This is a genomic window from Dellaglioa algida (assembly GCF_030127605.1).
GTDB classification, from domain to species: Bacteria; Bacillota; Bacilli; order Lactobacillales; family Lactobacillaceae; genus Dellaglioa; species Dellaglioa algida.
Genome location: NZ_JANXLE010000002.1, coordinates 261,074 through 273,398, shown reverse-complemented (window position 1 = coordinate 273,398; position 12,325 = coordinate 261,074). Strand labels below are relative to the sequence as shown.

The window sequence follows — 12,325 nt, the reverse complement described above, 5'->3', positions numbered from 1 at the left end:
CTAGAAAATAAAGAGGTTGGAGGTTATTCATCCAACCTCTTAATTTTTTAGTTAATCATAAGGTAAGTGGAGGATAGCGAACATGCAAAAATTTTTTTCAAATAGAAGACTAATAATCATTTTAATTGCCATTATTGTGAGCTTTAGTTTAATTTCATTTTCAGTTTCCGTTAGAAATAAAAAATCAACACCGCCGCTAATTCAAGAATTTGGCAATGATGTTGTTGGTCTATTTGATAGAGCAGTTAGTTATCCTGCAAATGGCTTAAAAAGTTCAGTTGTTGGCATATCTGATCTTTTAAATACATACCAAGAAAATCAGAAATTAAAAAAGCAAGTTGATAAATTAGCACAGGTTCAAGTTGAATCGGATACTGTCAAAAATGAAAATAAACAATTAAAAAAAGAATTGAAGTTAAACAGTACATTGACTGATTATACGTCGATAAATGCTTCAGTCTTAACGCGGCTACCTTCGGGTTGGTTAAACCAACTTGTTATTAGCAAGGGTAGTGCATCAGGTGTTAAAAAGAATGCACCAGTAATGGCTGGCTCTGGATTGATTGGTCGAGTGATTGAGGTTAATAAAACCAATAGTAAGGTTGAATTAATATCAACTACAAATGATTCTGCTAATCGATTTGCCGTGCAGGTAACTAATTCTGATGGTGACATTGTTAACGGATTAATCACTGGTTATGATAAGACAGATAATTTATTAATTATGGGTCAAATTACTTCCAAAAAATCCTTGAAAAAGGGTGATGCAGTTGTGACCTCTGGTCTTGGTGGTACAACACCGAAAGGCTTAAATATTGGAGATGTATCTAAGATTGAAAAGGGTGATTACGGCCTTGCATCTAAAATATATATTAAACCTGCGGCAGATCTGAGCGATTTGACAGTAGTCACAATTGCTCAGACTCTAAATTAGAAGGTGAAAATAAATGAAAAATAAAAATAAGCGGTACCTTTTTCCGGCGGGAATGATTATTTCCTTCTTTTTGGATGGTACAATACAATTTATTTTTACACCACAATTACAATCGCAAACAACCATTATGGTTAGCCATCTGTTATTGCTATGGTTAATAATGGGTATCTTTTATTCAGATAATAAACACCTTGAACTATGGGCATTTGGGATTGGATTAGCCTTTGATAGTTACTACACTGGCATTCTAGGTGTCTATATGATTCTATTACCGCTAATTGTTTACTTGACTAAAATTGCCTATCAATATTTTGAACCGTCATTTTTCGTTTTATTACTTATTTATTTTATTGATTTAACGGTTTTAGAGGTCTCATACTATGCGATTAATGAGATGATAGGATTTGCTAATGAATCTGTAACGACGTTTATTAGTACATCATTTGGACCAACGTTAGCATTTAATTTAGTGTTATTCGTGATTTTGTACTATCCAATATCAAAATTAATGGAATCAGTGAATCGATATAATTAAGACTTAGGGGTGAATGTAAATGCAGAGTGTTATTTTAAAAGGATATAAGGATGGTTACGAAATTATCCTTAAGCAGGACTTTGGTCTCGATAAGATTTTAGTTGAGCTTAGAGAATTATTTGATAATTTGAGTGCTGAAAAGAAAAATGCCGACGATACAGTAATTTCGTTTGACATTAAAACAGAAAATCGATTATTTACGGCAGAAGAAAAGCAAAAAATCGAGAAAATTATTTCTGAGTACCATAATTTTAAAGTGCATAAAATTGAATCAGAAGTAATGACCATAGAAGACGCTAATATTTTAAAAGAAAATGACAATGTGCATCTTTCCTATCGAACAATTAGAAGTGGTCAAATAGTTGATTTAAAAGGTGACGTTTTATTTCTAGGTAAACTACACCAGGGTGGGCAGTTACGGGCTACCGGTAATATTTTTGTTATGGGCGAGGTCCAAGGCGTCATCCATGCGGGATTTGAAAACGATACAGACAGTATTATTGTTGGTAATGTATCGGCGGCCTCGCAAGTTCGAATTGGTGAATTAGTTGATATTATTGATGATGAGAAAGTCACGAATAGTCAAGATACTGTTATTTATGTTAATGATTTACATATCATTGATTATGGTAACCGAGACGAATTGAAATCACTTCGACCAAAATTATTTAATCAAGCAGGAGGATATTAGAGATGGGAAAAGCAATCGTTGTAACATCTGGTAAGGGTGGGGTTGGTAAAACAACTTCATCTGCAAATATTGGAACTGCATTAGCACTTCTTGAGAAAAAAGTTGTATTAATGGATTTGGATATTGGTTTACGAAATTTGGACGTTGTTTTAGGTCTTGATAATCGTATTTTATTTGATATCGTGGATGTGGCAGAAGGCCGTGCTCGTTTGCACCAAGCCTTAATTAAAGATAAACGATTTAATGAATACTTGTACTTGTTACCAGCTGCACAGAATACGGATAAATCTGCATTGGTTCCTGAACAAGTTAAGGCCATCGTTGATGAGTTAAAAGAAGAATTTGATTATGTAATTATTGATTGTCCTGCTGGTATTGAACAAGGATTTATGAATGCTATTGCAGGAGCAGATATGGCAATTATTGTAACAACACCTGAAATTTCGGCAGTACGTGATGCAGATCGTGTAGTTGGTTTGTTAGAACAAAATCCACTACTTCAACAACCTAAATTAATCATCAACCGTATTCGTCGTCAAATGATGGAAGATGGCCAATCAATGGACGTTGACGAAATCACACGTCATTTATCGATTGATTTATTAGGTATTATTGTTGATGATGATGCCGTAATTAGTACATCCAATCATGGGGAACCCATCGTTTTGGATTCAAAAAATCCAGCCGGTTTGGGTTACCGCAATATAGCACGTCGATTGCTTGGTGAAACAGTGCCACTTATGACAATTAAACAACCGCAAAAAGGGTTCTGGAAAAAAGTGGGATCATGGTTTAAAAAGGACTAAGCCTTGACATTGTTAAGACCTATGTGCTAAATTATTATCAATTAAGAAAAACGTTGAACAGAAGATTAAGTCTTGGATAAACTTTTAAAGAGAGTATCGGTTGCTGCAAAGATACAGTCTCCAAGTCTGAAACACATCTGCGAGTTGGGTTCCTCAACTAGTTTACTAGGGAATCCCGGGATAAGCCCGTTATAGCTGCAGTTTAATAAACTCGTTGAGATTGAATTCGTGAGAATTTGATAAAGCTTGAGGTGGAACCGCGACTTTTTGTTGCCCTCTATAGTCAATTTTTGACTATAGAGTTTTTTTATACCCATTTTTATTTATCTGCATAAGATATTTTTCGTGAGGAAAATATAAATTTGAGGTGGAACCACGGTTATCGTCCTCTTGAGTCAATTTGGCTTGAGAGGATTTTTTTATTTAATTTAAAAGGAGATCATTTAATGACTTACATATTAGAAATTTTGCCATCGTTACTAGATGGTGCTAAGTTAACATTAGAAATATTTTTTTGGACGATTATTGGTTCAATTCCACTCGGATTATTAGTTGGCCTAGGATTAATTTCAAAAATAAAACCAATTAAATATTTTTTGAATTTTTATGTTTGGTTAATGCGGGGCACACCATTACTGCTACAATTAATTTTTGTATTTTATGGACTTCCTACATTACAACAGTTCCATATTCATATCGTATTTGGTCGTTATGATGCTGCACTTTTTGCCTTTATTTTAAATTACGGTGCCTATTTTGCTGAAATATTCAGAGGAGGGTTACAATCCATCCCTAAGGGCCAATACGAGAGTGCAAAAGTACTACGTCTGTCATATTGGCAAACAATTCGAACAATTGTTATTCCACAAGTGTTTAAAATTGTGTTGCCATCAATTGGAAACGAAATTATTAATTTAGTTAAGGACTCAAGTTTGGTCTACGTTATTGGTTTGGGTGATTTATTACGCGCTGGAAATGTTGCAACGAGTCGAGATGTGACGCTTGTGCCACTGCTAATGGTTGGCGCAATTTATCTGCTATTGACCGCGATATTTACACTTATTTTAAAGAAAATTGAAAAACATTACAGTTACGACAAATAAGGGGTGATTCTATGCTAGAGTTAAAAAATCTGACAAAGTACTATGGTAAACGATTAATTTTGGATAATATTAATTTAACGGTTAATGACGGGGAAATTGTGAGTATCGTTGGTCCATCAGGTGGTGGAAAAACGACGTTATTACGTTGTATTAGCGGATTAGAGTCAATTAGTTCTGGTGAAATTTTAATTGATGCTTCGCCATTTGATCCTTATCGGAATACAACTAATGAGAGTGTTATAGGCGTCGTTTTTCAAGAGTTTCAATTATTTCCACACTTATCAGTATTGGAAAATATCACATTAGCGCCAAAAATGGTTTTGAAACATGGTAAGGCTAAAGCAGAAGAAGATGCACAAAAGTTGTTGGATCGGTTATCTTTAGGGAATAAAGGGCATCTTTATCCTTATCAATTATCCGGTGGGCAAAAACAACGAGTTGCTATCGCGCGTGCACTGGCAATGAATCCTAAAATATTGTGTTATGATGAACCAACCTCGGCGCTCGATCCAGCTTTACGTCAAGAAGTAGAAGATTTAATATTATCGTTAAAGAGGGATGGTATGACTCAAATAGTAGTTACGCATGATGTTCCATTTGCTGAGAATATTGCGGATAAGATGTTGAAAGTTAAACCACTTGAGGATTAGAGGATAAAAATGACTCAATTAATAAAGAAAATTGTACTTCTAATGTTATTATTAGTGTTTTTTACTGGATTGACTGGATGTAGCAATGATAAAATGAAGGATGCAAACCAATCGATGAATTTAACTGATGATTGGAAGGCGATTCAACAAAAAGGCACAGTTGTTATTGGAATTGATGATAGTTTTGTCCCAATGACGTTTAGACAAAAAGATGGTAAATTAGTAGGATATGACGTCGATTTAGCGAAGAAAGTTTTTGAGAAATATGGAATTAAAGTTGATTTCCAAACCATTGACTGGTCCATGAAAGAAACCGAATTGAAGAATGGGACGATTGATTTAATTTGGAATGGCTACACAAAGACAACCGCACGCGCTAAAACTGTTGCATTTAGTCGAACATATTTAACGAATAAACAAGTAGTCGTTACAAAGAAATCGAGCGAAATTAATTCATTTTCTGAAATGAAAAATAAAATATTAGGTGTTCAGAGCGGATCTGCCGGATTTGATAGTTTGAATTTGTATCCTAATATTTTAAAAAATAAGATTCAAGATGAAGAACCGATACAATATGATTCATTCGATAATGCGTTCATCGATTTAAATGCCGATCGAATTCAAGGTTTGTTAATTGATGATGTTTATGCAAATTATTTCATTGAACATCAGACAAACTCAAATTCATATCGTGTAATTGATGGTAAGTTTAAGACTGAAGATTTCGCCGTGGGTTTAAGAAAATCTGATGTTACAATGAAGTTGAAGATTAATAAAGCAATAACTGAATTACAAAACGAAGGTTATCTTAAAAAGCTGAATCATAAATGGTTCGGTGAGGATACAACTGTTCGGAATAATTAAACCCGGAGGAACCAAATGACATACGTAAACATTGGTGTGCTACTTATTTTTGTATTAAACTTGCTAGCAGCAATTATGACTGTATTTAGAGAAAGACGGGATATTGCTGCAACATGGGCATGGCTTCTCGTTTTGATTGGTGTACCCATATTTGGATTTTTAATTTATCTTTTTTTTGGTAAGAAGATTTCTAGGGAAAAGATTTTTGATATTAAAACGCAAGATCGTATGGGCGTCGATCAATTAGTTAGTCAACAAAAAAAAGAATGGGCCAGAGGCGAGTTAACAACAAGTGGCGAGTTTACCGATGATGTAAATGAAATCATGCACATGTTTCTAGAGATAGAAAAATCGATTTTGACAAAAAAGAACGACGTGCAAATATTTACTGACGGACATGACAAATTTAAGTCCTTATTTGATGATATCCGAAAGGCCAAACATCATATTCATGTTGAATACTATACGTTTGAGGACGGACGAGTAGGCAACGAATTACTAACATTACTCGAAACTAAAGTTAGTGAAGGACTTGAAGTTAGAATTATTTACGATGCCCTAGGATCGAAAGGGACAACTAGAAAATTTTTTAGACGGTTCGAAAAATTGGGTGGTAAGGCGGAAGCGTTCTTTGGATCGCATTTTTCATTCTCAGATCTTCGATTAAACTTTAGAGACCATAGAAAAATCGTCGTTATTGATGGCGAAATTGGGTACATTGGTGGATTTAACGTAGGGGATCAATACTTAGGCGAGAGTGAAAAATTTGGTCACTGGCGAGATACACATATTCGTATCTTTGGAAACTCAGTTGGTTCACTACAAAGTCGATTTATTATGGATTGGAATGCAACTGCAGGAAATAATCAGATTAACTATCAGTCGGATTATTTCCCTCAGACGGAATCTAAGGGTAACGTCAATATGCAAATTGTATCGAGTGGTCCTGATTCAGAAATTGAACAAATAAAAAAGGGTTATATCAAATTAATTAATTCCGCAAAAAAATATATTTATATACAAACGCCATATCTTATTCCCGATGATTCCGTGATGGAAGCCTTAGACATCGCCGTATCGTCAGGTGTGCAAGTGAGAATTATGATTCCGTCAATGCCAGATCATGCTTTTGTTTATCGCGCCACGCAATATTATGCGAAAGACTTAACTAATATTGGAGCAGAACTTTACCAATATAATGATGGGTTCTTACACGCTAAAACGGTTGTGATAGACGATATGGTTGCATCCGTTGGATCCGCTAATTTTGATTTTAGAAGCTTTAAGTTAAATTTTGAAGCAAATGCATTTATCTATGACGCGGCAGTTGCGGTATCACTCAAAAATATTTTTGAAACGGATATGAAACAAAGTAATTTATTAACGAAAAAGTATTTCCATGATCAATCTCATTGGTTAAAGTTTAAACAACAATTTTCAAGACTTCTTTCACCTATACTATAGCAATTGAAAACGCTTGACGTTTCTTTGGTTGTATGCGATATTAGTCGGTGGAGACCAACACAAAGGGGAGCCGATATCTGGCTGAGAGTGAAGAAATTCAGACCCTTGGAACCTGTTTGTTAATGCAAACGTAGGAATTGTGTGTAGAAGATTAACACCTTCTTTGTGCTTGGTTTACTAAGTCAAAGGAGGTTTTTTTGTTGGAAAGAAAAAAATTATTAATTCTGTTAGAAGGGGTCGTTATGGCCGCTTTAGCAATGGCTCTATCATTTGTACCTAACCCACCGAACGTGGATATTGCATTGGGTATTTTGCCCATTGTCGTGTATAGCTTAAGACGTGGGTTGAAAATGGGGTTAATTATTGGATTGCTTTATGGTATCTTACCGATACTAATTGGAACGGCTTATGTTTTAACGCCGGTCCAAGCTATTCTAGAATATCCCGTTGCTAATGTTGTATTGGGCTTTTCTGGCCTGTTCTCTGGGCATTTTTTGAATCAGTTACGTTCTAAAAATACGAATGGTGCTATCCAATCATTGACGTTGGCGATTTTACTGGCCGTCTTCTTGAAATATCTTGCTCATTTCATGGCTGGTATCATATTTTGGTCGAAGTATGTTCAGTGGGGTCTTTCACCAGTCGTTTATTCCGCCGTCATTAATGGTGGTAGTATGCTTATCAATATGATTATTGCTACACTAATACTGAATATTATGCTTAAAAAAAATCCGGGAATTTTTCTCGCTGAATAAAATATATAAATTAAGACGGCTGATTCTAGCCGTTTTTTTGTATAAAAAAAGAGCCACACCCAGTTAGGATATGACTCTTTAAATTAAGCGATTGACATAACTGCGGTTAAAACAACGCCACCGATTGTTACGAGAATCATTAACCAAACAACAACCATTGTAATCTTTTGGAATGTAGATTTCTGTTTTTTCATATTTTATCCAACCTCTCAAATCTAATAGTGTAACTATAACTTTTTTAATAACGATATGTCAACTTAAAAGTAGTCATTTTTCTTTAAATAATAGGCAGTTAATAAACAGATAATTAAGGTTAACAATTGTAGCCACCAGAATGAAAAGGGCATATTTACCCCGGGAAGTGGAACGTTCATACCATACATTCCACCAATAATAGTTGGAATGGTTAAAATAATAGTCATGGATGTTAAAACCTTCATAATAATATTTAGATTATTTGAGATGACCGATGAAACCATCTCTCCATAATTATCTAAAATTTTAGTTTGAATCATTGTCATGGTCTCTGCTTGTTGATTTTCAATTAATACATCCGTCAATAAGTCATCAATCTTTTTTTGCTTAAAATGTTCATTGGAATCAGCCATGGATTGTAGAACTGGATTATTTTTTTTCAGTGCGGCATCAAAATAGACCAGACTTTTTTGCATGGACATCATTTGGTAGTACTGCTCATTTTTGGTCGCCTTGGCAAGAGATTTTTCTAAATTTTCAGTTTCTTGAATGATTGTATTAAGGGCAAATACAAAATTTTGTGATAAATACCAAAGTAATTTTAATGTAAATTGATCGGGTGTAGTTGTTTTAATTTTATGAACTGGGCTATCTGAGATAAAGTCATTGATAAAGTCAGGAGTACTATTTGACACAGTAATAATCGCATCTCCTGCCAGAATGATTGAGAAGGGGAAAGTTTGGTATTCAAGGTAGCCCAATGAATTTCTAATTCGATGAGGGTATTGCATTAATACTAAATCAGGGACAGCGTTTTGAGATAGGCCTTCCGTTCGAGAGTTTTCTTGATCATCTAATACGGCAGTTATGTAATCCCTGGGGATAGCATATTTACCGACAAGTTCATCAACTTCATCTACAGAGGGTGCCGTGACGTTAATCCAACATAAATCACCATATTCAGTTATTTTTTCAATTTTTCCGGTTTCAGTTGACGCGTAATATTCTATCAAATTTTAAAACTCCTTTATTCATATATCATGATACCCAGTATACCAAATTTTTTAAGCTTTCGTTAATTCAGACATCTAGTTGTTAAGATTAACTCAAATACGCTATAATGATAAACATAACTGTAAGCAAAATTGAAATTTGTTGTAGAAACATCTATAATATAAGACATTGATTTTATGAAAATGAGGGATGAAAATTATGTGTGGATTTGCAGGCGTATTGAGTAACAGACAAAAAAATACAGACAATGATTACGATAAAATTGTTCATAATATGACGAAGATGCTCGTTCATCGTGGACCTGATGATTCAGGATATTTTAATGATGATGATATCACAATGGGTTTTAGAAGATTAAGTATAATTGATTTGGAAGGTGGGCACCAACCCCTTTCATATGAAAATGAACGTTATTGGTTAACGTTTAATGGTGAAATTTATAATTACATCGAACTACGTGAATCGTTAATTGCCGATGGTTACGAATTTAAAACAGATTCTGATTCAGAAGTAATTCTTGGTATGTATGCTAAATATGGCGCAGAAGCGGTTAAACAATTCCGAGGTATGTTCGGATTTGTTATTTGGGATACACAAGAAAAGACACTTTTTGCCGCACGTGATCAATTTGGAATCAAGCCTTTCTATTACGCTACAGCTGATGATCAATTCTATTATGGGTCTGAAAGTAAGGCAATCTATAAGGTTTTGAAGAATAAAACGTTTGATAAGGACGCGCTTCAAGATTATATGACATTCCAATTTGTGCCGGAACCAGAGACGTTAACTAAAGAAATTAATATGTTACAACCTGGACATTATTTAACTAAAAAAATGGGTGAAGAACCTGTTATCACACAATATTTTTCTGCTGAATTTCATCCAGTGGTTCGTCCTGAAGAAACGTACATTAAACGCATTAAGGATGTCTTAATTGACTCCGTTGAAAAACATATGCGTGCTGATGTTCCCGTGGGTTCATTCTTGTCAGGTGGGATTGATTCATCTATTATTGTGGCCATTGCCAGAGAATTGAATCCAAAATTGGAAACAATTTCGGTTGGATTTGAACGTGAAGGTTACAGCGAGCTAGACGTCGCTCAAGAAACTGCAGAAAAACTGAATGTTGCTAACTTTAGTTCCGTTATTACGGCTGAGGCATTCATGAAGGCATTCCCACATTTTATCTGGAATATGGACGATCCCTTGGCTGATCCGGCTGCTGTGCCTCAATATTTCCTTGCCAAAGAAGCTAGAACGCGAGTTAAAGTTGCTTTGACAGGAGAAGGCGCTGATGAATTATTTGGCGGGTATACAATTTATCATGAACCCGAATCATTAAAGGGATTCAAATATACGAAACCTATTAATGGCGCATTAAATAAGATTGCCCAGATGATGCCAAAAGGTATGCGTGGTCAAAGTTTCCTTCTTAGAGGAACAACACCAATGGAAGACCGCTATGTTGGTAATGCCTTTATCTTTAACGAAAAAGAGAAGCAAGCGTTCTTTAAAGATTATAATAAGGAACATCCATTCCAAAGTATTACGGGTCAATATTATGATGCATCAAAAGATTACAACAAAATTGATCAAATGCAGTTTATTGATATGCATACATGGCTAAATGGTGATTTATTGCATAATGCCGATCGAACAACAATGGCACATAGTATTGAATTAAGAACACCATTCTTGGATAAAGAAGTTTTTGCGGTTGCTTCTGAAGTACCTGCTAATCTAAGAATTGCGCATGGAACAACTAAATACATCTTACGTAAAGCAGCTGAAGGTATTGTTCCTGATCATGTTTTAAATCGTAAAAAATTAGGTTTTCCTGTGCCAATTCGTTTCTGGTTGAAAGATGAAATGTATGATTGGGCTAAACAAATCATTAATGATTCTCAAACCGAAGAATTCTTTAATAAGCAATATTTCTTAGATTTGTTAGATGAACATCGTGATGGTATTCGTGATAACTCTAGAAAAATATGGACGGTTCTTACATTTATGGTATGGCATCGCATTTATGTTGAAAGTGATATGCTAGTAGATAGTGAGACAGTGACAGCAAGAGCGAAATAATAAATAGTGGGAGTTCAAAATAATGACAATTATGGTCCAGAAATTTGGTGGCACCTCAGTTCAAGACGATGAGTCAAGACGAGCAGCCTTGAAACATGTAAAGTACTCAGTTGATAAGGGGTATCAGGTTGTTGTCGTTGTATCTGCGATTGGCCGACAAGGGGCTCCTTATGCAACTGATTCATTATTAGGACTTGTCGATGGGGAACAGTCATTACTTTCGAATAGGGAGTTGGATATGATTGTTTCAGTTGGCGAAACTATTTCTGCCGCAGTTTTTTCTGAATTGTTGAACAAAGAAGGAATTAATGCTGCCGCTCTAACTGGTCAAGATGCCGGTGTTGAAACGAATGATGAATTTCAAAATGCTAAAGTCGTTAATATTAATACCGACTTAATTTATGAAGCATTCAATACAGCCGACGTTTTAGTGGTAACGGGTTTTCAAGGTGCAACTAGTCAAGGCCAAACGACGACTATTGGACGTGGTGGGAGCGATACAACTGCGGCATTACTTGGCGCGGCGCTGGATGCTGAACGTGTTGATATTTTTACCGATGTTTCGGGAATGATGACTGCTGATCCGAGATTAGTAACAAAAGCCAAATTTCTCGAGACAGTTAGCTATGAAGAAGTTGCAAATATGGCCCATGAGGGTGCGAAAGTTATCCATCCGCGTGCCGTAGAGATCGCCCAACAAGCGCATGTACCCGTTCGAATTCGGTCAACTTGGCAAGGACCCGAAGAGCTGGGCACCCTTGTAACGGATCGTAATTTAGGTGTGAAACATTATCGTAGCGTAACCGGTATTGCACACGTGACGGGTCTCACTCAATTCACAATTAAAACGAATAATCATACAGCTAAGGATGTTTTTAATTTGATGGCGGATAGTCAATTGAGCGTTGATTTTATTAACATTTCACCCGGTAAAGTTATTTTTAATTTACTCAGTGATGATGTGGATAAGGCAAAACGACTCTTATCGGAAGCAAAAATTGATGTCTCAATTCTTGCAAATTGTGCTAAAGTTTCAATTGTAGGTGCAGGTATGACAGGTACACCAGGCGTAACATCAAAAATTGTGACGGCATTGGCTGAAAATGATATTAATATTCTACAAACGACTGATAGTTATACAACAATTTGGATTTTAGTTCAGCAAGATGATTTGAAAACCGCCGTTAATGCACTGCATGAGGTCTTTTTAAACAATATCTAAAGGGAGT

Annotated in this window: 13 protein-coding genes, 1 riboswitch and 1 other annotated feature; of the genes, 11 read left to right on the top strand and 2 right to left on the bottom strand. The window is 35.4% G+C overall.

All coding sequences use genetic code 11. From position 1 onward, the window contains the following. The first annotated feature begins 82 nt into the window (after nucleotides 1–82). The 9 genes from mreC to thiT all read left to right on the top strand — a co-directional run bounded on the left by mreC (nucleotide 83) and on the right by thiT (nucleotide 7,802). Nucleotides 83–934 (top strand): rod shape-determining protein MreC, encoded by an 852-nt coding sequence (gene mreC / locus N0K73_RS03075; protein ID WP_057973853.1) that lies wholly within the window; start codon nucleotides 83–85, stop codon nucleotides 932–934. Between the two features lie 13 nt (nucleotides 935–947). Further along, a complete protein-coding gene (mreD, locus tag N0K73_RS03070) occupies nucleotides 948–1,469 on the top strand; it encodes a rod shape-determining protein MreD (protein ID WP_057973854.1) in 522 nt (173 codons plus the stop codon). 19 nt (nucleotides 1,470–1,488) lie between these two features. Then, the gene (locus N0K73_RS03065) at nucleotides 1,489–2,160 is read left to right on the top strand and encodes a septum site-determining protein MinC (protein ID WP_057973855.1); all 672 of its coding nucleotides are present in this window, start codon (nucleotides 1,489–1,491) and stop codon (nucleotides 2,158–2,160) included. A 2-nt stretch (nucleotides 2,161–2,162) separates the two neighbouring features. Beyond that, a complete protein-coding gene (gene minD / locus N0K73_RS03060) occupies nucleotides 2,163–2,966 on the top strand; it encodes a septum site-determining protein MinD (RefSeq protein ID WP_057973856.1) in 804 nt (267 codons plus the stop codon). A gap of 44 nt (nucleotides 2,967–3,010) precedes the next feature. Continuing rightward, nucleotides 3,011–3,247 (top strand) — a binding site (T-box leader). Nucleotides 3,248–3,412: 165 nt separating this feature from the next. After that, nucleotides 3,413–4,069 carry an amino acid ABC transporter permease gene (locus N0K73_RS03055; RefSeq protein ID WP_112250131.1) on the top strand — a complete coding sequence of 219 codons (657 nt, stop codon included), beginning with the start codon at nucleotides 3,413–3,415 and terminating at the stop codon, nucleotides 4,067–4,069. 11 nt (nucleotides 4,070–4,080) lie between these two features. Next, nucleotides 4,081–4,719 carry an amino acid ABC transporter ATP-binding protein gene (locus N0K73_RS03050; RefSeq protein WP_112250129.1) on the top strand — a complete coding sequence of 213 codons (639 nt, stop codon included), beginning with the start codon at nucleotides 4,081–4,083 and terminating at the stop codon, nucleotides 4,717–4,719. A gap of 9 nt (nucleotides 4,720–4,728) precedes the next feature. Next, nucleotides 4,729–5,583, top strand: a complete 855-nt coding sequence (locus N0K73_RS03045) for an amino acid ABC transporter substrate-binding protein (RefSeq protein ID WP_112250127.1) — start codon at nucleotides 4,729–4,731, stop codon at nucleotides 5,581–5,583. 15 nt (nucleotides 5,584–5,598) lie between these two features. Then, complete coding sequence (gene cls, locus N0K73_RS03040; protein WP_057973860.1) at nucleotides 5,599–7,047, top strand: cardiolipin synthase; 1,449 nt, start codon at nucleotides 5,599–5,601, stop codon at nucleotides 7,045–7,047. A gap of 53 nt (nucleotides 7,048–7,100) precedes the next feature. After that, nucleotides 7,101–7,201: riboswitch (TPP riboswitch) on the top strand. 46 nt (nucleotides 7,202–7,247) lie between these two features. Beyond that, the gene (gene thiT, locus N0K73_RS03035) at nucleotides 7,248–7,802 is read left to right on the top strand and encodes an energy-coupled thiamine transporter ThiT (RefSeq protein WP_112250125.1); all 555 of its coding nucleotides are present in this window, start codon (nucleotides 7,248–7,250) and stop codon (nucleotides 7,800–7,802) included. Between the two features lie 83 nt (nucleotides 7,803–7,885). On the opposite strand, the gene N0K73_RS03030 is transcribed toward thiT, so the two are convergent. Beyond that, complete coding sequence (locus N0K73_RS03030) at nucleotides 7,886–7,996, bottom strand: DUF4044 domain-containing protein (RefSeq protein WP_083478941.1); 111 nt, start codon at nucleotides 7,994–7,996, stop codon at nucleotides 7,886–7,888. 63 nt (nucleotides 7,997–8,059) lie between these two features. Continuing rightward, complete coding sequence (locus N0K73_RS03025) at nucleotides 8,060–9,010, bottom strand: magnesium transporter CorA family protein (protein ID WP_057973862.1); 951 nt, start codon at nucleotides 9,008–9,010, stop codon at nucleotides 8,060–8,062. A 199-nt stretch (nucleotides 9,011–9,209) separates the two neighbouring features. On the opposite strand from N0K73_RS03025, the gene asnB reads away from it, so the two are divergent. Continuing rightward, nucleotides 9,210–11,096 carry an asparagine synthase (glutamine-hydrolyzing) gene (gene asnB / locus N0K73_RS03020; RefSeq protein ID WP_112250123.1) on the top strand — a complete coding sequence of 629 codons (1,887 nt, stop codon included), beginning with the start codon at nucleotides 9,210–9,212 and terminating at the stop codon, nucleotides 11,094–11,096. 22 nt (nucleotides 11,097–11,118) lie between these two features. Then, nucleotides 11,119–12,318 (top strand): aspartate kinase, encoded by a 1,200-nt coding sequence (gene dapG / locus N0K73_RS03015; protein WP_057973864.1) that lies wholly within the window; start codon nucleotides 11,119–11,121, stop codon nucleotides 12,316–12,318. Nucleotides 12,319–12,325 lie beyond the last annotated feature (7 nt).

Coding starts and splice junctions, on each gene's coding strand:
- N0K73_RS03050 (WP_112250129.1), top strand. CDS start 4,081: ATGCTAGAGTTAAAAAATCTGACAAAGTACTATGGTAAACGATTAATT.
- mreC (WP_057973853.1), top strand. CDS start 83: ATGCAAAAATTTTTTTCAAATAGAAGACTAATAATCATTTTAATTGCC.
- dapG (WP_057973864.1), top strand. CDS start 11,119: ATGACAATTATGGTCCAGAAATTTGGTGGCACCTCAGTTCAAGACGAT.
- minD (WP_057973856.1), top strand. CDS start 2,163: ATGGGAAAAGCAATCGTTGTAACATCTGGTAAGGGTGGGGTTGGTAAA.
- N0K73_RS03055 (WP_112250131.1), top strand. CDS start 3,413: ATGACTTACATATTAGAAATTTTGCCATCGTTACTAGATGGTGCTAAG.
- N0K73_RS03045 (WP_112250127.1), top strand. CDS start 4,729: ATGACTCAATTAATAAAGAAAATTGTACTTCTAATGTTATTATTAGTG.
- N0K73_RS03030 (WP_083478941.1), bottom strand. CDS start 7,996: ATGAAAAAACAGAAATCTACATTCCAAAAGATTACAATGGTTGTTGTT.
- cls (WP_057973860.1), top strand. CDS start 5,599: ATGACATACGTAAACATTGGTGTGCTACTTATTTTTGTATTAAACTTG.
- asnB (WP_112250123.1), top strand. CDS start 9,210: ATGTGTGGATTTGCAGGCGTATTGAGTAACAGACAAAAAAATACAGAC.
- N0K73_RS03065 (WP_057973855.1), top strand. CDS start 1,489: ATGCAGAGTGTTATTTTAAAAGGATATAAGGATGGTTACGAAATTATC.
- mreD (WP_057973854.1), top strand. CDS start 948: ATGAAAAATAAAAATAAGCGGTACCTTTTTCCGGCGGGAATGATTATT.